Origin of the sequence: Actinosynnema pretiosum (assembly GCF_002354875.1) — a bacterium.
Lineage (GTDB): Bacteria > Actinomycetota > Actinomycetes > Mycobacteriales > Pseudonocardiaceae > Actinosynnema > Actinosynnema auranticum.
The window spans coordinates 6,782,914-6,803,507 of the sequence record NZ_CP023445.1 but is presented as its reverse complement, the minus strand read 5'-3'; the positions used below and the strand labels follow the sequence as shown (position 1 = coordinate 6,803,507).

The window sequence follows — 20,594 nt, the reverse complement described above, 5'->3', positions numbered from 1 at the left end:
TCGTGGTGAGCCCGGCCCCTGCCGCGTCCGATCAGTCCTCTTCCGGGCTCTCGCCGAGGATGGCGTAGAGCTTGCGGCGGGTCTCGTCCAGCAGCTCGGCGGCCCGCCGCTGCTGGTCCTCGGTGCCCGCGTGCACCATCTGCATCATGGCCGCGCCGATCTGCTTGGCCGCCTCGCGCAGCCGCGCCTCGCCCTGGTCGACGCCGTCGGTGACCTGCTCCCACGGCGGGACGCCCTCGGCGGACTCGGCCTCGGTCCGGCCGCTCTCGGTGAGCTGGAACAGCTTCTTGCCGCCCTGCTCCTCGGCGGCCACCACCAGGCCCTCGTCGGCCAGCAGCTGGAGCGTCGGGTAGACCGAGCCGGGGCTGGGCCTCCACAGGCCGTCGGTGCGCTGGCCGATCTCCTGGATCATCTCGTAGCCGTGCATGGGCCGCTCGGCCAGCAGGGCGATGACGGCGGCGCGCACGTTGCCGCGCCGCTGCCTGCCACCGCGCCGGTGACCGCCGAAGAAGTCCGGCGGGCCGGGCGGCATCGGCGGCATGGGGGGCATCCCCGGCATTCCGGGCATCCCTGGGAAGCCGCCCCTGCCGAAGCGCCCGCCCCCGCCCCGGCCCATGCGGGGGCCGAAGCCGAAACCGGGGCCGCCCCGGTCGTGGTCCTCGCCGTGGTCGAAGCCGTGGCTGAAACCGGGGTCGAAGCCGGGGCCGCCGCGGTCCGGCCTTCCGGGGTGGGCGTCGAAGTCGCCGAACCCGAAGCCGAACCCGCCGCGACCGGGACCGAAGCCGTGCCCGTGCCCGCCGTGCCCGTGACCACCGTGCCCGTGCTCCCCGCGACCCCGGCCGTGACCCGGCCCCCGGCCGCCGCGACCGCCGCGCTCGTGGCCGCCGTCGAAGCGCTCGTCGTTCGCACTCATGTCGATCTCCTCATCGGGTGTGTATCGGTAAGACGCTATCGACGATATATCGGAAGCTATCGCGATGCAACGCCCGATAGTGCGACGGGTCGTGCGACACTGGATGGGCTATGACTGCCCTCCCCCTCGTCTTCGACGCGCCCAAGCGCGGGCTGCCGCCGCGCCACCTCGCCGACCTCACCGCCGAGCAGCGGCGCGAGGCCGTGGCCTCGCTGGGCGAGCAGCCCTTCCGGGCCAACCAGCTGTCGAACCACTACTTCGGCAGGCTCACCGTCGACCCCGACGCCATGACCGACATCCCGGCCTCGGCCAGGGAGAAGCTGGTCGGCGACCTCATGCCCCCGCTGTGGACCGAGGTCCGCAGCGTGGAGGCCGACGCGGGGACCACCCGCAAGACGCTGCTGCGCGCCCACGACGGGACGCTGGTGGAGAGCGTGCTCATGCGCTACCCCGACCGCGCGACCCTGTGCATCTCCAGCCAGGCGGGCTGCGGCATGGCGTGCCCGTTCTGCGCCACCGGCCAGGGCGGGCTCCAGCGCAACCTGTCCACCGCCGAGATCGTCGACCAGGTCCGGCGCGGCGCCGCCGCCATGCGCGACGGCCTGCTCCCCGGCGGGCCCGGCAGGCTCTCGAACATCGTGTTCATGGGCATGGGCGAGCCGCTGGCCAACTACAAGCGGGTCATCGAGGCCGTGCACCGCATCTGCGACCCGGCCCCGGCGGGCCTGGGCATCTCGCAGCGCTCGGTCACCGTCTCCACGGTCGGCCTGGTCCCGGCGATCCGCAAGCTGACCGAGGAGAACCTGCAGGTCAGGCTCGCGGTGTCGCTGCACACCCCGGACGACGAGCTGCGCGACACGCTCGTGCCGGTGAACACCCGCTGGAAGGTCGCCGAGGTCATGGAGGCCGCGCGCGGCTACGCCGACCGCACCGGCCGCCGGGTGTCCATCGAGTACGCGCTGATCAGGGACATCAACGACCAGGGCTGGCGGGCGGACATGCTCGGCAAGCTGCTGCGCAGGCACCTCGGCCCGCTGGTGCACGTCAACCTGATCCCGCTCAACCCCACGCCCGGCTCGAAGTGGGACGCCTCGCCCAAGCCCGTGGAGCGCGAGTTCGTGCGACGGGTCAAGGAGCAGGGCGTCGAGTGCACGGTGCGCGACACCAGGGGCCAGGAGATCGCGGCGGCCTGCGGGCAGCTCGCCGCCGAGGGCTGAGCCTCGCCCGGACGGCCGAACGCCCGGTGCTCGCACCACGAGCGCCGGGCGTTCGCGCGTCCGAGCCCGGCCCGAGAGGGCCGGAACCGCCGTCAGCGCCGCCCAGCGCGCCCCGACCCGGCCCGGCGGCCCAGGGGCGGGCCGCGTCCTTCCGGAACCGCACGGGGCCGTTCAGCGCCCGCCGTGCGCCAGGTCGATGATCGCGTCGCGGGTCGGGTCGCCCGCCCGCATGTCCAGCCGCACGGTCCTGGGCACCCGTCGCGCGGTGTGCACGACCTGGATGTGCCGCTGCTCGATCGTCACGCCCCGCACGTCCGCCACCGGGATCGAGTACGAGTTCCCCGCCGCCGGGAACCGCACCCGGATCGACTCGGCCCCGGCCACCACCTGGAGCCCGCCGGTCAACCTGCTGACCGGGACCACCCCGAGCACCCCCGCGCACCAGGACCGCGCCACCGCCCCCTCCGGCATCGGCGCGGCCTTGAGCACGTGCACCTGCCGCCACGCGAGCAGCGCGAGCGCCACCACCACGACCAGCGCGGACACCCAGGTCGCGGTGAACGGCGCCCCGCTCGGGTCGGTGGCGAGCAACCCCGTCCCCACCGCGACGAGCAGCGCCAAGACGCCCCACAGCGCCCTCTGCAACCAGACGACCTTCATCCCTCTCCCTCTGCCCCGGACCCCCACCACGATTCTGCCCTGAGCGGGTGACGGGGAGTGCCCGGTTACCATCCGGGGTGTGAAGGTGGTCGCGGACAGGTACCAGGTCATCCGTGAGCTGGGCCGCGGGGGCATGGGGGTGGTGTGGCTCGCCGAGGACCGCGTCATCGGTCGTCAGGTCGCGCTCAAGGAGCTGCGCACCTCCTCCCCGGCTGAGCGGGAGCGGGTGCTGCGCGAGGCGCGCACGGCGGGCAGGCTCAACTCGCCCTCGGTCGTCACCGTGCACGACGTGGTGGTCGAGGAGGGCACCGCCTACATCGTGATGGAGCTGGTCAGCGCGCCGACGCTGGCCGACCTCATGCCGCTGCCCGCCGACCGCGTCGCCGCCATCGGGCTCGCCGTGCTGGACGCGCTCGACACCGCGCACGCGGCGGGCATCGTCCACCGGGACGTCAAGCCCGGCAACGTCATGGTGCTGCCCAACGGCCAGGTCAAGCTCGCCGACTTCGGCATCGCCCGCGCCATGGACGACCCCAGGCTCACCGCGAACGGCGGCGTCATGGGCTCGCCCGGCTACATGGCCCCCGAGCTGTTCGCGGGCCAGCCGCCCGCGCCGCCGTCGGACATGTGGGCGCTCGGCGCGACCCTGTTCGAGGCCGTCGAAGGCCGCTCCCCGTTCGAGCGCGCCACCACCGCCGCCACCGTGCACGCCGTGCTCAACGAGCGCCCCGTGCCCACCCACCTGGCCGGACCGCTGTCCGAGGTCGTGCTCGGCCTGCTCTCGCAGGCCCCCGCGACCCGGTTCACCGCGCAGCAGGCGCGGGCCGGGCTCCAGCGCGCGGCGAGCGCCGACGCGGAGACCGTGGTCTTCCCGAAGGCGGACGACGGGCGGGATGTGCGCAAGATCGCAGTCGTCGGCGGCGGGGTCGCCGCGGTGCTCGCGCTGACCGCCGCGTTCGTGCTCCTGCCCGACGACGATCCGGGGGAGCGCGCGGTGGCCAGCACGCCGTCGCCCACCTCCGCCACGTCCGCGCCCGCGAGCAGCAGCCCCGCCCCGTCCAGCTCCGCGCCGCCGAGCAGCAGCACCACGACCACCACCACGTCCACGCCCCCCGCGCCGCCCCGGATCGTGCCGCTGGCCCGCTTCAAGGGCCAGGACAACTGGAGCTACACCGGGTCGTCGCTGCTGGACGTGCCGATGGGCTACGCGCCGGACAAGGCGCTCGGCATGGTGCTCACCCAGCAGGAGGGCGGCACCCGGCCGCTCTACTCGTGCCAGGTCAAGGACTCACCCGGACGCATGACGTCGCTGTCGGCGACGTGCGAGACGCAGCGCGTCTACGGGGTGGTGGGCTACGTCTACGAGAGCCAGCCGCCCGCCGACAAGCCCTCGCAGGAGCTGTTCCGCTGCAAGGCGGGGGACCGGCACTTCGACTCGAACGAGAAGCACTGCGACGGCCAGCAGCTGGAGTTCTCGCTCGGCTGGGTCCTCGTCGACCGCGAGCAGTGATCGCTCCGGCGGTGACGCGGGGAACCGCGTGACGGGAGGGTGGTCCGCGCTGCGCGGCAGCGCGGGACCCCATCCGCTCCGCTCAGCGCCGGGAGTTCTTCTTCTCCCGCACCTGGAACCACACCAGGGCGGCGGCCAGCGAGACGCCGGTGCCGATCACCCAGATGTTCTCGACGCGACCGTGGTGGTTGCCGATCAGCAGCGAGAAGACGGCCAGCGTCGACAGCCAGCCGGCGATCAGGATGCCCTTGGGGAACGTGCCGTGCCAGCCCCACTCGGCCGACGGCTCCTCAACGGGGTCGACCGCGGGACGCCTGTCCAGTTCAGACGACGAAGACACAGCCGCACGACCTTCCTGCCGAACACTCGATGAACCCGCCAATCGTCGCACACGGCGAGCGCGCGCGAGACGTGAGGTGCGCGTCCCCGCGCGCGCCGTCTACCCTGCTCTCCGCGCGCTCGCGCCGATCCAGACCCCCGGCGGCACCTCCCGGACGACCCCGACGAGGTTCCGCGCTGCCCGCAGGAAGGTGAGCAGTTGACCGAGCCCGGCTTCCAGCCCGCGCAGGGGCGGATGCCCGACACCCACGCCCCGGTCGAGGTCGGCCTGCACGGCGTGACGAAGCGGTTCTCCGACCAGGTCGCCGTGGACGGGATCGACCTGAACGTCCACGAGGGCGAGTTCTTCTCCGTCCTCGGCCCGTCCGGCTGCGGCAAGACCACCCTGCTGCGGATGATCGCCGGCTTCGCCGACCCGGACGAGGGCCGCATCGAGCTGGACGGCGTCGACATGGTCGGCGTGCCGCCCTACCGGCGCGACGTCAACACCGTCTTCCAGTCCTACGCCCTGTTCCCGCACATGAGCGTGTGGGACAACGTCGCCTACGGCGTCAAGCGCAAGGGCGTGCGCGGGGCCGCGCTGAAGAAGGCCGTCGGCGAGCACCTGGAGCTGGTGCGGCTCGGGCAGTTCGCCAAGCGCCGCCCCGCCCAGCTGTCCGGCGGGCAGCAGCAGCGCGTGGCCATCGCCCGCGCGCTCGCCGCCGGCCCGCGCCTGCTGCTGCTCGACGAGCCGCTCGGCGCGCTGGACGCGGTGCTGCGCAAGGAGCTGCAGATCGAGCTGATGCGCATCCAGCGCGAGGTCGGCACCACCTTCCTCTACGTCACCCACGACCAGGAGGAGGCCCTCGTGCTCTCCCACCGGATCGCGGTGATGAACGCCGGGAAGCTGGAGCAGGTCGGCTACCCCGAGGACGTCTACGAGCGGCCCGCCACCCGGTTCGTCGCGGGCTTCATCGGCACCTCGAACATCCTGGCCGCCACCGTGTCCGGCGCGGACGGGTCCTGGGTCGAGCTGGACTCGCCCGGCGTCACCCGGCTGCGCGCCGCGCTCCAGCGCGACGTCAGGCACGGCCAGCGCGTGGAGGCCACGGTGCGCCCGGAGAAGGTGCACCTGTACGACGAGGACGAGCAGGCCCCCGGCGGCTGGTGCGAGTTGACCGGGGTGGTGCGCGACGTGGTCTACACGGGCGTGTCCACCCAGTACGTGGTCGACCTCCCCGGCGGCGGGGAGCTGGTCGCGTTCGCGCAGAACACCCGTCGCGTCGACGACGCGGGCTCGCCGGGGCAACCCGTGCGGATGGCCTGGGACCCCGAGTACACCGTCCTGTTGGAGAAGAGCGCCGATGACTGACCAGAACCTCCGGATCGCCCGCATCTGGGACCCTGGAAACGCCCGCGTGACGCGGCGTTCGATGTTCCGCGCCAGCGCGTTCTTCGCGCTCGCCGCCACCGGCGCGTGCGGCGTCGGCCAGGCGCCCGGCGGCTCGACGTCCAGCGCGCCCTCGGCGGCCAAGGCCGTCAACGCGGTGGACGAGCCGAAGCTGAACTTCTACAACTGGACCGACTACATCGCCGACGACACGCTGTCCGGGTTCACCGAGGCGTCCGGCGTCCAGGTCACGTACGACAACTTCAGCACCAACGACGAGCTGGAGGCCAAGATCGCCTCCGGTGCGGCCGGCTACGACCTCGTGGTGCCCAGCGACAACTTCCTGCGCCGCTTCCTGCGCTCGGACCTGGTCCTGCCGCTGGACCACGACCTCATCCCGAACCTGAAGAACCTGGAGACCAGGTTCACCGAGGCCGACTACGACGCGGGCAACCGGTACTCCGTGCCGTGGGCCTGGGGCACCACGGGCCTGGCCTACTCCAAGTCGCAGCTGGGCGACGCCGTCACCGGCTTCTCCGCCTACGACCTGGCCGCCGCGCAGGGCCGCAGCACGATCCTGGACGAGGCGCGCGACGCGCTCGCCATCGGCCTGCTCACGCTCGGGTTCGACCCGAACACCACCGACGCGGGCCAGCTCGACCAGGCCGTCGCCGCGCTGCTGGAGCTCAAGCGCAAGATCGGCCAGATCAACTCCGACGTGATCGAGCCGCTCACCTCCGGCCAGGTCCCGCTCGCCCAGTCCTACTCCGGCGACGCGTTCCAGGCCCGCGAGGCCAACGAGGACATCGCCTACGCCATCCCCACCGAGGGCGGGCTGTCCTACGTGGACCTGCTGTGCATCCCCAAGCAGGCCCCGCACGCGGCCAACGCGCACGCGTTCATCAACTACATCCTGGAGCCGAAGGTCGGCGCCGCGCTCGCCAACGCGGTGCGCTACGGCAGCCCGAACGCCGCGGCCAAGGAGTTCATCGAGCCGGAGCTGCTGGGCGACCCGCTGGTCTACCCGTCCGAGGAGCAGCTGGCGAAGCTGCCGTTCACCAAGGACCTCGGGGCCGAGGCCGAGGCCCGCTACGCCGACGCCTGGACCAAGGTCAAGACGGGCTGATGGCGCGGCGCCCTCCCCGCTGGCTGGTCGCCACCGGCCTGCTCACCCCGACCGGGCTGTGGCTCGGCCTGTTCCTCGTCGCGCCACTGGCGCTGGTGGTGCAGTTCAGCTTCGCCACCCGCGACACCGGGATCGCCCGCGCCGTCCTGCCCTGGACGGTCGACGCCTACCGGACCGCGCTCGACCCGGCGTTCCTGCCGATCTTCGGGCGCACCCTGGCGTACGCCGCCGCCACCACGCTGCTGTGCCTGGTGCTCGGCTTCCCGCTGGCGTGGTTCACCGCGCGGCACGCGGGCCGGTTCCGCACCGCGATGCTGGCGGCGGTGCTCGTGCCGTTCTGGTCCAGCTACCTGGCGCGCGTCTACGCCTGGAAGGCGCTGCTGGACGGCGACGGCCTGGTCAACCGGGTGCTGGAGCAGGTCGGGCTCGGCCGCGACGGCGGGTTCCTGCTCACCCACGGCGCGGTCGTGCTCGGCCTGACCTACGGGTTCCTGCCGTTCATGGTGCTGCCGCTGTACGTGGCGTGCGAGCGGTTCGACCACCGGCAGGTCGAGGCGTCCTACGACCTCGGCCACGGCCGGGTGTCCACGTTCGTGCGGGTCGTGCTGCCGGGCGTGGCCCCCGGCGTGCTCGCGGGCTCGCTGCTGGTGCTGGTGCCCGCGGCGGGCGACTTCGTGACGCCCAAGCTGCTCGGCGGCGTGGACCAGAGCACGTTCGGCAGCGTCATCGACGACCAGTTCCGGGGCGGCAACAACTGGCCGCTCGGGTCGGCCATGGCGGTGCTGCTGCTGGTGCTGGTGGTCGTCGTGCTGGTGCTGCGCGGCAAGCGCGGGGAGGACGTGCTGTGAGGCGGCGGCCCTGGGTGCTGGGCGCCTCGGCGTTCGGCGTGCTCGCGTTCCTGTACGCGCCGATCCTGTGGCTGGCGGCGGTCTCGTTCAACGAGTCCCGCTCGCTCAGCCGCATCACCGGCCTGTCCACCAAGTGGTACGGCGAGCTGTTCGCCGACGACCGGGTCATGTCGGCGCTGGCGCTGACCCTGCGGCTGGCGCTGGCCAGCGCCGCGATCGCCACGGTGATCGGGTCGCTGGCCGCGTTCGGGCTGCGCAGGGCGTTCCCCGGACGCGGCGCGTGGACGGTGCTGCTGAGCCTGCCGCTGGTGGTGCCCGAGGTGGTGCTGGGCGTGGCGGTGCTCGGGTTCTGCGTGAAGCTCGCGGGCATCCCGCTCGGGTTCGGCGCGCTGCTCGTCGCGCACGTCGCGTTCACGCTCAGCTACGTGGTCGTGGTGGTGCGGGCGCGGGTGTCCGGGCTGGACTCGCGCCTGGAGGAGGCGGCGGCCGACCTGGGCGCCTCGCCGCTGGTCGCGTTCCGCACGGTCACCTGGCCGCTGGTGGCCCCGGCGGTGGGGGCGGGCGCGGCGTTCGCGTTCCTGCTCTCGTTCGACGACGTGGTGACCTCCAGCTACCTCACCGGCGTCGGCTCCACCACGCTGCCCGTGCACGTCTACGCGCAGGCGGGCAAGCGCGGGGTGTCGCCGGAGATCGTGGCGCTGTCGACGCTGATGGTCGGGGTGAGCGCGGCGCTGCTCGTGGCGGGCGTGCTGCTCACCGCCTGGCGGGCCCGGCGCGCCGCCGCGCCGCCGTCAACTTTCGTCGCTGCCGCTGGCGACCATTGAGCGCCGACGCGGACCCCGTCCCGGCCCTACCGTGACGGGGTGAGCACGCTCGTCGACCGGATGCGCCCCCACCTGCCGGACCTCCCCGCGGCGTGGGGGCGCTTCCGCGCGGACCTGGTCCGGCGGCTGCGCGCGCTGACCCCGCTGCGGGTCGGGCGCGAGGCGCTGGGCCTGGTCGTCGTGCTCGCGCTGGACGTGTGGCCCGCCGTGCTGGCGGGCGGCGAGCCCGCGGGCGGGCTGCGCACCCTGGCGTTCGCGGCGCTCTACTCGCTGCTGTACGAGCTGCGCCTGGTGTTCCCCGCGCTGGCGCTGCTGTGCACCGCGCTGGTGGCGTTCGACTTCCAGGGCGACCACGGCGGGTCGGCGGTCGTGGCCGTCGTCGCCTACGCGGCGGGCAGGCGCATCGACCCCTGGTACCGGGCGCTCGCCGTCGCGGTCCTGGCGCTGGTGGCGTACGCGGCGGCCTGGGCCGGGTCGAACCTGGCGCTGATCGGCTCGGTCGGGGTGTTCCTCGGGGTGAGCGTCTACGGGCTCGCGGTGGCGCTGCCGTTCCTGGTCGGCCGGTACGTGGCGCAGCGCAACGCGCTGGTCGACGCGCTGCTGGAGCGCGAGGCCGGGCGCCGCGAGGAGCGGGCGCTGATCACCCGGCAGGTGCGGCTGCGCGAGCGCAACCGGATCGCCCAGGACATGCACGACAGCCTCGGCCACCGGCTCAGCCTCATCTCGGTGCACGCGGGCGCGCTGGCCATGGACCCCGGGCTGGGGGAGCGGCAGCGCGAGGCGGTGGGGGTGCTGCGCGGCGCGGCGCTGACCGCGATGGAGGAGCTGCGCGGGGTCATCGGCGTGCTGCGCCGCGACGCCGAGCCCGACGAGGACCAGGCGCGGCGCACCGTGGACGCGGTGGACGAGCTGGTGGACGGCGCGCGGCAGGCCGGGATGCGGGTCAGCCTGGTGCGCGGCGGGCAGGCCAGGGCGCTGCCCGCGCGGGTCAGCCACGCCGCCTACCGGATAGTGCAGGAGGGGCTGACCAACGCGTCCAAGCACGCGCCGGGCGCGGCCGTGCAGGTCGCGGTGCGCTACGACCCGGACGCGCTGGTCGTGGAGGTGCGCAACAACCCGGCGCAGCGCGGGGCCGGGGCGGGCTCGTCGGGGTTCGGGCTGATCGGGCTCGGCGAGCGGGTGCGGCTCGCGGGCGGGCTGCTGCACGTGGGCGAGCTGGTCACCGGCGGGTTCCGGATCGCCGCCGTGCTGCCCTACGAGGACACCGAGGCCCCCGGCGACGAGCCGCTCGACGACCTCGCCGGGGAGCCGCAGGAGGACGCGGGCGCGCGGGCGGGCAAGTTCGGGCGACCGCGCCAGTGGGCCGGGGTCGGGTCGATCCTGCTGGCCGGGCTGGTGCTGGTCGCGCTGGTCGTGGGGGTCGCCTGGCTCGGCACCCGGCCCGTCACCAGGGTCGCCAGCGACGAGCTGTACGCGTCGGTCGAGGTGGGGCAGTCCGAGTCCGCGGCCATGGCCGTGCTGCCGCTGGGGCTCGACCCGCCCATCGGCGACCTGAAGCTCGGCGCGCCCCCCGAGCCCGCCGGGGCGAGGTGCCTCTACTTTGCCGCCGACGTCCAGACATACTCGTCGCACGGGACCAGGGTGTTCCGGTTCTGCTTCGCGGGCGGCGAGGTCGTGGAGAAGAACACCCACCTCCGGGAAGAGTGAGCGTTGATCCGGGTACTGATCGCCGACGACGAACCGCTGATGCGCGCGGGCATCAAGGCCATCCTCGGCACCGCCGAGGACGTCGAGCTGGTGGACGAGGTGGGCGACGGGCGCGAGGCGGTCCGGGTGGCCACCGAGCGCCGCGTCGACGTGGCCGTGCTGGACATCCGGATGCCCCGGTTGGACGGGCTGGCGGCGGCGCGGGAGCTGAAGGCCGTCGCGCCGTCCACGCGGGTGGTTGTGCTGACCACGTTCGGCGAGGACGACAACATCGTGCGGGCGCTGTCCGAGGGGGCCGCGGGGTTCCTGCTGAAGGACTCGGCGCCGGAGGAGCTGCTGCGCGCGGTCCGGGCGGTGCACGCGGGGGAGGCGTACCTGTCGCCGATGGTGACCAGCCGGGTGGTCGGCATGGTCGCCCAGGTGGGGCAGCCGCGCAGGCAGGAGGCCGTGCGGCAGGTGCAGCGGCTGACGGACCGGGAGGTGGAGGTGCTGGAGCTGCTCGGGCTCGGCATGTCCAACGCGGACGTGGGGCAGCGGCTGCACATGAGCGAGGCGACGGTGAAGACGTACGTGAGCAGGCTGCTGGCCAAGCTCGGCCTGACCAACCGGGTGCAGGCCGCGCTGCTGGCCAGGGACGCGGGGCTGTCCGCCGAGGGGTGAGGGGCCGCAGGGGCCGAGCCGGGCGGGAGACGGGCGTGACCCCGCCCGTCGGTGGTGACCCGCGACACGTGGGGGACACTCCTGCGGGTGACAAGGATCGCGCGCTCGACCTCCGCCGCGCTGGCGCTCCTGCTGGCCGCCGCGTGCACCGGCGACCCCGCCCCGCCGGGGGACGCGCCGGGCAATCCCGCCCCCGACCTGCCCGACGCCGTCGTCGGGTTCGACCAGCTCGTCCGGGGCAGCCGGGCCATGCCGTTCAGCGGGGACTGCTCGCAGCTCACCGGGATCGTCGACCGGCTGGGCATGGCGGTGGCCGAGCCGATCGGCGAGCCGCTCTCGGACGAGACCACCGGCTGCGCGCTCTACGCCTCCGCACCGGGGGAGGGCGCGGACCCGGCGGACCGGCCCGAGTCGTTCCGGGTGGAGCCGCTGGCGCCCGAGGACGGGCAAGCCGACGCCTTCAGCGCCTACTGGGGCGGCGAGGGCGGCGCCCAGGGCTACCACCGGCGGTTCGTGCTCGGGGGCCGCTACCACGCGGTGGAGAGCATCGGGTTCAGCCTCGCCGGGCCGTTCTGCCTGCTCACCGTGGACGTCGCCGCGCCCGAGGCGCTGCAGTTCGCGCTGGAGCGGCCGGGCGCGGAGAAGGAGTACGGGCGGCTGCGCGCGAAGGAGGGGCAGGAGGTGCCGCGCGAGGCGGTGGACCGGTTCGTGGTCGACACCTGCCCGACCGCCGCCGAGCACGCCGTCGTGGCGCTGGCCGCCATTGACCCGAACGGTGGGTCCCGCGCCACCGGGTGACACTCGGCCGTGGCGAAGTGATCCGTCCAGGGGTCGGCAAATGATTCCACCTGGTTCGGCGGAACGGGTGAGTTCCGCCACCCCGCACGCGGGGTGCCGAAGTCGGCGGACCCCTGAAAAAAGGGCTGGGAAAGCCACGCGACCCCGACGACACGAGGTCGTCGGGGTCGCGGGATCGGCGCGCGCGGAGCCGGGCCCTAGGCCCTCGCGCGACGGCCGGTCACCAGGCGGTAGATCCCCAGCAGGACCACGGAGCCGAGGATGGCCAGCAGCCAGGTGCTGAGGTCGAAGAAGTTCCCGAGCCCGGTTCCGAACACGGCGCTGCCGATGAAGCCACCGAGGATCGCGCCAACGATGCCGATCAGGATCGTGACGATGATGCCACCAGGGTCGCGACCCGGCATGACCGCCTTGGCGATGGCCCCAGCGATCAGGCCAAGGACGATCCAACCCAAGATGCCCACGATTGCTCTCCTCTGCCTGCGTGACCCGGCGCTTCCGTCCCGCCGGGTGCTCGATGCAGGAGTGCCCTCAGACGGGTGACATCATTCGTGCGTTACCATTCTGTTATCAAGGTACCGCTGTTCGGTCTCGCGACCCTGCTCCGGGACAATGGGCTCCGATGAGCACACCACGCAAGGTCCTGGTTCTCGGGTCCACGGGGTCGATCGGCACCCAGGCACTCGACGTGATCTCCACCAGGCGCGACCAGTTCGCCGTCGCGGGGCTGTCCGCGGGCGGCGCGGACCTCGCGGCGCTGGCCGCGCAGGCCCTGGACTTCGGCGTCCCGGCCGTCGCCGTGGCCCGCCCCGACTCGGCCGAGGACTTCGCCCTCGCCTACGACGCCGAGGTCGCCCGCCGCGGCCTCGCGCCCGCCGACCACCGCAGGCCCCGACTGCTGACCGGACCGGACGCCGCGAGCGACCTGGTCGACGCGGCCCCCGCCGACGTGGTGCTCAACGGCATCACCGGCTCCATCGGCCTCGCCCCCACCCTCCGCGCGCTCGCGTCCGGCGCCACCCTCGCGCTCGCGAACAAGGAGTCCCTCATCGCGGGCGGCCCGCTGGTGCTCTCCGCCGCGGGGCCCGGCCAGCTCGTGCCGGTCGACTCCGAGCACTCCGCGCTCGCCCAGTGCCTGCGCGGCGGTCGCGCCGACGAGGTCGACCGGCTCGTGCTCACCGCCTCCGGCGGCCCGTTCCGGGGGCGCAAGCGCGCCGACCTGGCCGACGTCACCGTCCAGCAGGCCATGGCCCACCCGACCTGGTCGATGGGCAACGTGATCACCATCAACTCGGCCACCCTGGTCAACAAGGGCCTGGAGCTGATCGAGGCGCACCTGCTGTTCGGCGTGCCCTACGACCGGATCGACGTCGTCGTGCACCCCCAGTCGGTGATCCACTCCATGGTCACCTTCACCGACGGCTCCACCCTCGCCCAGGCCAGCCCGCCCGACATGCGCCTGCCCATCGCGCTCGGCCTGTCCTGGCCCGACCGCGTCCCCGGCGCGGCTGCCGCGTGTACTTTCAAAGAGCCGACCGCGTGGACGTTCGAGCCGCTGGACGACGACACGTTCCCGGCGGTCCGGCTCGCCAGGCGCGCGGGCACGGCGGGCGGTTGCCTGCCCGCCGTCTACAACGCGGCCAACGAGGAGGCGCTCGCCGCCTTCTTCGTCGGCGCGACGTCGTTCCTCTCCGTGGTCGACACCGTGGAGCGGGTGCTGGACGAGGCGGACGGCTGGGCACACGACCCCGCCGACGTCGCCGAGGTCCTCGAGGCCGAGCGCTGGGCTCGGACGAGGGCGCGGGAACTGGTGGCCACTTCGGTGGGGTCTGGGAGGGACTGACCGTGGCGTTCGTGTTGGGTGTGGTGCTGTTCGCGCTGCTCATCGGCATTTCGATCGCGCTGCACGAGCTGGGACACCTGGCAACGGCCAAGGCCTTCGGCATGAAGGTGACCCGGTACTACATCGGCTTCGGCCCGCGCATCTGGTCGACGCGCAAGGGCGAGACCGAGTACGGCCTCAAGGCCATCCCGGCGGGCGGCTTCTGCGAGATCGTCGGCATGACCGCGCTCGACGAGCTGCCGCCCGAGGACGAGAAGCGCGCCTTCTACCGGCAGAAGACCTGGAAGCGCGTCGTCGTGCTCTCCGCCGGGTCCATCACGCACTTCATCGTCGGCTTCGTCGTGCTGTACGCGATGGCCGCCACGATCGGCCTCCCGGACATCCGGGACGAGGCCGTGGTGTCGAAGGTCTCGCAGTGCGTGCCCGCCACCGCCGCCGAGGCCAAGAAGGAGAACCCGACCTGCGCGCCGACCGACCCGACGCCGGGCGTCAGCGCGGGCGTGCAGCAGGGCGACCGGATCCTCGCGGTCGGCGGCCAGCGCCTGCCGACCTGGATCGAGGTCCAGAAGAAGATCCAGCAGAGCAGCGGCCCCACCGAGGTGGTCGTCCTGCGCGGTGACGACGAGGTCACCCTCACCATCGACATCCCGCGGGTCGAGCGCGAGCTGCGGCGCGCCGACGGCTCCACCTACGTCGACACCGTCGGCGTCATCGGCGTCGCCAAGTCCAGGCTGTACGAGTACAACGCGCTCACCGCGTTCGGCGGCGCGACGAAGTACACCGGCGACATGTTCGCCAACACCTGGCGCGGCCTGATGAAGTTCCCCGAGAAGATCCCCATGGTCATCAAGGCCATCGGCGGCGGCGAGCGCGACCCGGAGGCCCCGGTCAGCGTGGTCGGCGCCTCCATCCTCGGCGGCGACGCCGTGAGCGCGGGCCTGTGGCACTTCTTCTGGCTCATGCTGGCGGGCCTGAACTTCTTCATCGGTGTGTTCAACCTCCTGCCGCTGCTCCCGCTGGACGGCGGCCACATCGCCGTCAACCTGTACGAGCGGGTGCGGGACTGGGTCCGCAAGCTGCGCGGCAAGCCCGCGGGTCCCCCGGTGAACTACCTGCGGCTGCTGCCGCTGACCTACTTCGCCATCTTCGTCGGCGGCGCGATCACGCTGCTGACGATCACCGCGGACATCGTCAACCCCATCCGGCTCCCCTGATGTGCCTCCCCGAAAGGTGCTTGTCCCATGACTGACGGCGTCATGCTCGGTATGCCTGCGCTGCCGCCTCCCGTCCTGTCCGAGCGGCGCAAGACCCGCCAGCTCAAGGTCGGGTCGGTCGGCGTCGGCAGCGAGTCCCCGGTGTCGGTGCAGTCCATGACCACGACGGTCACCGCCGACATCAACGGCACCCTCCAGCAGATCGCGGAGCTGACCGCGTCCGGTTGCGACATCGTCCGGGTCGCCTGCCCCTCGCAGGACGACGCCGACGCGCTCGCGGCCATCGCGAAGAAGTCCCAGATCCCGGTGATCGCGGACATCCACTTCCAGCCGAAGTACGTGTTCGCCGCCATCGAGGCGGGCTGCGCGGCGGTCCGGGTCAACCCCGGCAACATCAAGAAGTTCGACGACAAGGTCAAGGAGATCGCCGCGGCGGCCCGCGACCACAACACCCCCATCCGCATCGGCGTCAACGCGGGTTCGCTCGACCCGCGCCTGATGGCCAAGCACGGCAAGGCCACCCCCGAGGCCCTCGCCGAGTCGGCCCTGTGGGAGGCCTCGCTCTTCGCCGAGCACGACTTCCACGACCTGAAGATCTCCGTCAAGCACAACGACCCCGTGGTCATGGTGCGCGCCTACGAGATCCTCGCCGAGCAGTGCGACTACCCGCTGCACCTGGGCGTCACCGAGGCCGGTCCGGCGTTCCAGGGCACGATCAAGTCCGCCGTGGCCTTCGGCGCGCTGCTGCGCCAGGGCATCGGCGACACGATCCGGGTGTCCCTGTCGGCCCCGCCGGTGGAGGAGGTCAAGGTCGGCAACCAGATCCTGCAGTCGCTGAACCTGCGGCCCCGCAAGCTGGAGATCGTGTCCTGCCCGTCCTGCGGTCGGGCCCAGGTGGACGTCTACACCCTCGCCGAGCAGGTCACCGCCGGTCTGGAGGGCATGGAGGTGCCGCTGCGCGTCGCCGTCATGGGCTGCGTCGTCAACGGCCCCGGCGAGGCCCGCGAGGCCGACCTCGGCGTGGCCTCCGGCAACGGCAAGGGCCAGATCTTCGTCAAGGGCAAGGTCATCAAGACCGTGCCCGAGCACCTGATCGTGGAGACCCTGATCGAAGAGGCCATGCGCATCGCCGAGGAGGTCGGCGAGAACGAGGGCTCGGGCGAGCCCGTCGTCACGGTCGGCTGAGCGGGTGGCGGGCACCCCGCTCCGGCGCGTTCTCTGGCAGGCTTGGCCGTGTGCTGAGGCTTGCCGGAGCGAGGGTGCTCGACGACCGGGAGCTCACCGGGGTGCTGGCGGCGCTCGCCGCCGACCCGGTGGCGTCCTGCATGGTCGCCGCGCGGGTGGAGTCCGTGGGACTGGACCCGTGGCGGCTGGGCGGTGAGGTCTGGTCGTTCGACCACCGGTCGCTGCGCGGCGGGCGCGTGGACGCGCTGTGCTTCGCCGGTCCGAACCTGATCCCGCTGTCCGGCGGCCAGGCCGCGCTGCGCGGCTTCGCCGACCGGGCCCGGCGGCGGGGCCGCACGTGCTCCTCGCTGGTCGGCCCCGCCGAGCAGGTCATCGGCCTGTGGGAGGAGCTGGAGCGCGACTGGGGCCCGGCCCGCGAGGTGCGCGCCGACCAGCCGTTGCTCGCCATGGGCGGCGCGCCGTCGGTGCGCCCCGACCCGCTGGTGCGGCCGGTGCGGCCCGCCGAGCTGGAGCGCTACCTGCCCGCCGCGATCGCCATGTTCGTGGAGGAGGTCGGCGTCGACCCGTGCGCCGAGGACGGCGGCGCGGGCTACCGGGCGCGGGTGGCCGAGCTGATCGCGTCGGGGCGGGCGTTCGCCCGGTTCGAGAACGGCGAGGTCGTGTTCAAGGCCGAGATCGGGGCCATGTCCCGGCAGGTCGGCCAGATCCAGGGCGTGTGGGTGCGGCCGGACCGGCGCGGGCACGGCGTCGGCGCGGCGGGCACGGCGGCCGTCGCCGACCGGCTCGTCCGGGGCCTCGGGCGCACCGCGAGCCTGTACGTCAACGGCTACAACAGCCCCGCCCGCGCCGCGTACCGCAAGATCGGCTTCACGCAGGTGGGCCAGTACGCGACCGTGCTCTTCTGATCCGGGGGCATACTGCGGTGGTGCTGCTGCCCAAGCTGGCCGGTCCGGTGTGCCTCCTGCTGCTGCTCTCCGGGTGCGGGCTCTTCACGTCCAAGCCGGGGCCGGGCGACGCGCTCGGCGACTTCCTGTCCAAGGTGGCCTCCGGCGACACCGAGGGCGCCGCGAGGCTCACCGACGACCCGACGTCCGCCGAGGACCTGCTGGACAAGGTGCGCGGGGCGCTGAGGCCCACCGGGCTGACCACCTCCGTGGACCGGGTCGGCGACCAGAGCGGGGCCACCGCCCCCGCCGACGCCACCCTGGAGTGGCAGCTGCCCAACGAGCACCGGTGGAAGTACCAGACCTCCCTGGAGCTGCGCCGCGAGGCCGACGACTGGAAGGTGCACTGGGCGCCCTCGGTCGTGCACCCCAAGCTCGGCGCCCAGCAGTCGCTCGGGTTCACCGAGGTCAAGCCCGCGCTCGCCCCCGTGCTCGACCGGGACGGCACCGCGCTGATGTCACCCGAAACGGTGGTCTCGGTGCTGCTGAGCCCGAAGGAGGCCGGGGACGTGAACGCGGTCGCGAACTCGCTGGCCGCCGCGCTGTCCCGGTTCGACGGGAAGATCACCGCGAAGACCGTCGCCGACGGCGCCGCCGCCGTCCCGGAGGGCCAGTCGTACCTGGTGGCCGCGCTGCGCGACGCCGACTACCAGTCGGTCAAGCCCGCCATCTACGAGCTGCCCGGCGTCCGCTTCACCAGCCAGGTGAGCCTGCTGGCCCCGTCCCGCGACTACGGCTCGCAGGTGCTGCCCGCGATCCGCAAGTCCGTCGAGGACACCGTCGCGGGCGAGGCCGGGTTCCGCGTCTACACCGCCAACTCCTCCGGGCAGGAGGTCGAGACGCTGTTCGACCAGCAGCCCGAGCCCGCGCACGCCGTGCCCACCACGCTCAGCCGCCGGGTGCAGGACGCCGCCGAGGACGCGCTGGAGCCGGTCGCGCAGCCCGCGATGCTGGTGGCGCTCCAGGTCGGCACCGGCGAGGTGCTGGCCGTGGCGCAGAACGGCCCCGCCGACGAGCAGGGCGCGATCGCGCTCACCGGCCAGTTCCCGCCCGGCTCCACGTTCAAGATCGTCACGGCGGCGGCGGCCATGGCGGCGGGCAGGGCGAGCGCGGACAGCCCGCTGCCCTGCCCCGGCAGGACCACCGTCGACGGCCGCCGGATCGTGCCCAACGACAAGGAGTTCGACAAGGGCACGATCCCGCTGCGGTCGGCGTTCGCGTTCTCCTGCAACACCACCTTCGCCCAGCTCGCCGCCGAGCTGCCCCCCGCCGCGCTCACCGAGCAGGCCGCCTCGTTCGGCCTCGGCGTCGACTTCGAGATCCCGGCCGTCACCACCATCACCGGCTCCGCGCCCGAGGCCGCCGACGTGGTCGAGCGGGCCGAGGACGGGTTCGGGCAGGGCAAGGTGGTCGCCAGCCCGTTCGGCATGGCCCTGGTCGCCGCGACCGCCGCGGGCGGCACGATGCCCACGCCGACCCTGATGCGCGAGCAGGCCACCAAGGCCGACCGGCAGCCGCCCGCGCCGTCCACCGCCGTCCTGGAGCCGCTGCGGGCGATGATGCGCGAGGTGGTCGAGTCGGGCACCGCGACCCAGTTGCGCGGCCTCGGCGACGTGCGCGGCAAGACCGGCACCGCCCAGTACGGCGACGGGGTCAACTCGCACGGCTGGTTCGTCGGCTACCGGGGCGACGTCGCGTTCGCCACGCTCCTGCTGGGGGCCAACGCCTCCACGCCCGCCGTGGACGCCACGGGCAGGTTCCTGCGGGCCGTCGGCTGACCCCGGACTCCCCTGCTGGCGCTCCGGCGGGCGTCGTAGTGTTGGGGCATGTCCGTGCGCGCCGTCCTGAAGCCTGGGACGCAGTCCCCCAGGCGCCCCGTCCCCGAGCACATCGAGCGGCCTGAGTACGTCGACCGCCCCGCCCCGCAGCGCAACACCGACCCGTGGGCGCAGACGCCCGAGGTGATCGAGGCCATGCGCGTCGCGGGCAGGCTCGCCGCCCAGGCGCTGCAGGAGGCGGGCAAGGCCGTCGTGCCCGGCGTCACCACCGACCGGCTCGACGCGATCGCCCACGAGTTCCTGTGCGACCACGGCGCGTACCCGTCGACGCTCGGCTACCGGGGCTTCCCGAAGTCCTGCTGCACCTCGCTCAACGAGGTCATCTGCCACGGCATCCCCGACTCGACCGTGGTCGAGGACGGCGACATCGTCAACATCGACGTCACCGCGTACATCGGGGGAGTGCACGGCGACACCAACGCCACCTTCATCGCGGGCGAGGCGTCCGAGGAGGTGCGGCTGCTGGTCGAGCGCACCCACGAGGCCACCATGCGCGCGATCAAGGCCGTCAAGCCCGGTCGCCAGCTCAACGTGGTCGGCCGCGTCATCGAGGCCTACGCCAACCGCTTCGGCTACGGCGTGGTGCGCGACTTCACCGGCCACGGCATCGGCCGCACGTTCCACAACGGCCTGATCGTGCTGCACTACGACGCGCCGCACGTGCCCACCGTCATCGAGACCGGCATGACGTTCACGATCGAGCCGATGATCACCCTCGGCGGCGCGGACGGCGAGATGTGGGACGACGGCTGGACCGTCACCACCAAGGACAAGAGCTGGACGGCGCAGTTCGAGCACACCCTCGTCGTCACCGACGAGGGTGCGGAGATCCTCACCACCTGCTGAGCCCGGACCCCGGTCGGGCCGCCGCGCTCGGCCCGACCGGGCGATCAGCGGCCCAACCGGTCCAGCAGGTCCGCCAGCGCCAGCGCCACCGGCTCCGGGTCGGTGGCGGCGGCCAGGTGGTGCAGGTCCAGCTCGCGGACCGGCCAGCCCAGCGCGGCGGCCTGGGCGCACGCCTCGTCGTAGGCGGGGCTCAGCCGCAGCACCGCCTGCGGGCCGGTCCACTCGATCGTCGGGTGCGGCTCCTTGAGGAACGCCAGCGGCACCTCGGGGGCCTCGGCGGTGATCTCGGCCAGCAGGTCCGCGTCGGACACCAGACCCGCGATCTCGTCCGGCCCGAACCAGCGGTCCCAGCGCTGGAGCAGCCCGCCGCGCGAGGCGGCCTTCAGCGCGGAGAACAGCTCGGCGGGCGCGGTGTCGCGCCAGCTCCGGCCGGGCGTGGGCAGGTCGGAGTCGAGGTAGACCAGACCGGTGACGGGGGCTTCCTCGAGGGCCTCGGCGAACGCGGGGAGCAGGGGACCGGCGCCGCTGTGCCCCACCAGGACCAGGTCGCCGCTCACCCCCGAGTCCTCGACCGCGTCGGTGAGCACGCCGATGATCCGCTGGTGCACGGGTGCGGCGTTGACCGTCACCCGCACGTCCAGCGGCAGCACCGGCCTGCCGAGCGCGGCGAGCGCGTCGGCGAGCGGGGCGAGGCTGGCGGGTCCCAGGAACGGGCTGTGCAGCAGGACCGCGGTGGCGGGCGTGTGGACCATG

At 73.3% G+C, this 20,594-nt stretch carries 20 protein-coding genes; 15 read left to right on the top strand and 5 right to left on the bottom strand.

Annotation, left to right across the window (positions count from 1 at the left end):
* Positions 1 to 31: 31 nt before the first annotated feature.
* Positions 32 to 913, bottom strand: a complete 882-nt coding sequence (locus tag CNX65_RS28965) for a PadR family transcriptional regulator (protein ID WP_096496578.1) — start codon at positions 911 to 913, stop codon at positions 32 to 34.
* Positions 914 to 1,023: 110 nt separating this feature from the next.
* Between CNX65_RS28965 and rlmN the strand changes: the two genes are divergently transcribed.
* Entirely contained in the window at positions 1,024 to 2,130 is a 1,107-nt protein-coding gene (gene rlmN / locus CNX65_RS28960; protein ID WP_096496577.1) for a 23S rRNA (adenine(2503)-C(2))-methyltransferase RlmN, read from the top strand.
* Between the two features lie 171 nt (positions 2,131 to 2,301).
* On the opposite strand, the gene CNX65_RS28955 is transcribed toward rlmN, so the two are convergent.
* The gene (locus tag CNX65_RS28955; RefSeq protein ID WP_096496576.1) at positions 2,302 to 2,790 is read right to left on the bottom strand and encodes a hypothetical protein; all 489 of its coding nucleotides are present in this window, start codon (positions 2,788 to 2,790) and stop codon (positions 2,302 to 2,304) included.
* Between the two features lie 79 nt (positions 2,791 to 2,869).
* Between CNX65_RS28955 and CNX65_RS28950 the strand changes: the two genes are divergently transcribed.
* Positions 2,870 to 4,300 (top strand): serine/threonine-protein kinase, encoded by a 1,431-nt coding sequence (locus CNX65_RS28950; RefSeq protein ID WP_096496575.1) that lies wholly within the window; start codon positions 2,870 to 2,872, stop codon positions 4,298 to 4,300.
* Positions 4,301 to 4,382: 82 nt separating this feature from the next.
* On the opposite strand, the gene CNX65_RS28945 is transcribed toward CNX65_RS28950, so the two are convergent.
* A complete protein-coding gene (locus CNX65_RS28945) occupies positions 4,383 to 4,640 on the bottom strand; it encodes a DUF2631 domain-containing protein (RefSeq protein WP_096496574.1) in 258 nt (85 codons plus the stop codon).
* A 234-nt stretch (positions 4,641 to 4,874) separates the two neighbouring features.
* Between CNX65_RS28945 and CNX65_RS28940 the strand changes: the two genes are divergently transcribed.
* The 7 genes from CNX65_RS28940 (at position 4,875) to CNX65_RS28910 (ending at position 11,971) form a co-directional block, all read left to right on the top strand.
* On the top strand, positions 4,875 to 5,990 hold the full coding sequence (locus CNX65_RS28940; protein ID WP_096498055.1) for an ABC transporter ATP-binding protein: 1,116 nt from the start codon (positions 4,875 to 4,877) through the stop codon (positions 5,988 to 5,990).
* Complete coding sequence (locus CNX65_RS28935; protein ID WP_096496573.1) at positions 5,983 to 7,134, top strand: polyamine ABC transporter substrate-binding protein; 1,152 nt, start codon at positions 5,983 to 5,985, stop codon at positions 7,132 to 7,134. The genes CNX65_RS28940 and CNX65_RS28935 overlap by 8 nt, the downstream gene beginning before the upstream one ends.
* Positions 7,134 to 7,982: an ABC transporter permease gene (locus CNX65_RS28930; RefSeq protein ID WP_096496572.1), complete on the top strand. Its 849-nt coding sequence runs from the start codon at positions 7,134 to 7,136 to the stop codon at positions 7,980 to 7,982. Before CNX65_RS28935 ends, CNX65_RS28930 begins: the two co-directional genes overlap by 1 nt.
* Positions 7,979 to 8,806, top strand: coding sequence for an ABC transporter permease (locus tag CNX65_RS28925; protein ID WP_096496571.1), 828 nt, complete (start codon positions 7,979 to 7,981; stop codon positions 8,804 to 8,806). Before CNX65_RS28930 ends, CNX65_RS28925 begins: the two co-directional genes overlap by 4 nt.
* Positions 8,807 to 8,845: 39 nt before the next feature.
* Positions 8,846 to 10,513 (top strand): sensor histidine kinase, encoded by a 1,668-nt coding sequence (locus CNX65_RS28920; protein ID WP_096496570.1) that lies wholly within the window; start codon positions 8,846 to 8,848, stop codon positions 10,511 to 10,513.
* Between the two features lie 3 nt (positions 10,514 to 10,516).
* Positions 10,517 to 11,173 (top strand): response regulator, encoded by a 657-nt coding sequence (locus CNX65_RS28915; RefSeq protein ID WP_096496569.1) that lies wholly within the window; start codon positions 10,517 to 10,519, stop codon positions 11,171 to 11,173.
* Positions 11,174 to 11,260: 87 nt separating this feature from the next.
* Positions 11,261 to 11,971, top strand: a complete 711-nt coding sequence (locus CNX65_RS28910) for a hypothetical protein (protein WP_157767890.1) — start codon at positions 11,261 to 11,263, stop codon at positions 11,969 to 11,971.
* 197 nt (positions 11,972 to 12,168) lie between these two features.
* Here CNX65_RS28910 and CNX65_RS28905 read toward each other — a convergent pair whose 3' ends face one another.
* The gene (locus tag CNX65_RS28905; RefSeq protein ID WP_015804585.1) at positions 12,169 to 12,435 is read right to left on the bottom strand and encodes a GlsB/YeaQ/YmgE family stress response membrane protein; all 267 of its coding nucleotides are present in this window, start codon (positions 12,433 to 12,435) and stop codon (positions 12,169 to 12,171) included.
* Positions 12,436 to 12,593: 158 nt separating this feature from the next.
* On the opposite strand from CNX65_RS28905, the gene dxr reads away from it, so the two are divergent.
* From dxr to map, 6 genes are read left to right on the top strand one after another with little or no spacing between them, the layout of a single operon-like run.
* Positions 12,594 to 13,814: a 1-deoxy-D-xylulose-5-phosphate reductoisomerase gene (gene dxr / locus CNX65_RS28900; protein ID WP_096496567.1), complete on the top strand. Its 1,221-nt coding sequence runs from the start codon at positions 12,594 to 12,596 to the stop codon at positions 13,812 to 13,814.
* 2 nt (positions 13,815 to 13,816) lie between these two features.
* A complete protein-coding gene (locus CNX65_RS28895; protein ID WP_096496566.1) occupies positions 13,817 to 15,028 on the top strand; it encodes a M50 family metallopeptidase in 1,212 nt (403 codons plus the stop codon).
* Positions 15,029 to 15,055: 27 nt separating this feature from the next.
* A complete protein-coding gene (gene ispG / locus CNX65_RS28890) occupies positions 15,056 to 16,213 on the top strand; it encodes a flavodoxin-dependent (E)-4-hydroxy-3-methylbut-2-enyl-diphosphate synthase (protein ID WP_096496565.1) in 1,158 nt (385 codons plus the stop codon).
* A gap of 50 nt (positions 16,214 to 16,263) precedes the next feature.
* Positions 16,264 to 17,118, top strand: a complete 855-nt coding sequence (locus CNX65_RS28885; RefSeq protein ID WP_177154433.1) for a GNAT family N-acetyltransferase — start codon at positions 16,264 to 16,266, stop codon at positions 17,116 to 17,118.
* A gap of 17 nt (positions 17,119 to 17,135) precedes the next feature.
* Positions 17,136 to 18,935 (top strand): penicillin-binding transpeptidase domain-containing protein, encoded by a 1,800-nt coding sequence (locus CNX65_RS28880; protein ID WP_096496564.1) that lies wholly within the window; start codon positions 17,136 to 17,138, stop codon positions 18,933 to 18,935.
* 48 nt (positions 18,936 to 18,983) lie between these two features.
* Positions 18,984 to 19,841, top strand: a complete 858-nt coding sequence (map, locus tag CNX65_RS28875) for a type I methionyl aminopeptidase (RefSeq protein ID WP_096496563.1) — start codon at positions 18,984 to 18,986, stop codon at positions 19,839 to 19,841.
* Between the two features lie 44 nt (positions 19,842 to 19,885).
* Here map and CNX65_RS28870 read toward each other — a convergent pair whose 3' ends face one another.
* Positions 19,886 to 20,593: an alpha/beta hydrolase family protein gene (locus CNX65_RS28870; RefSeq protein ID WP_096496562.1), complete on the bottom strand. Its 708-nt coding sequence runs from the start codon at positions 20,591 to 20,593 to the stop codon at positions 19,886 to 19,888.
* Position 20,594: the final 1 nt, after the last annotated feature.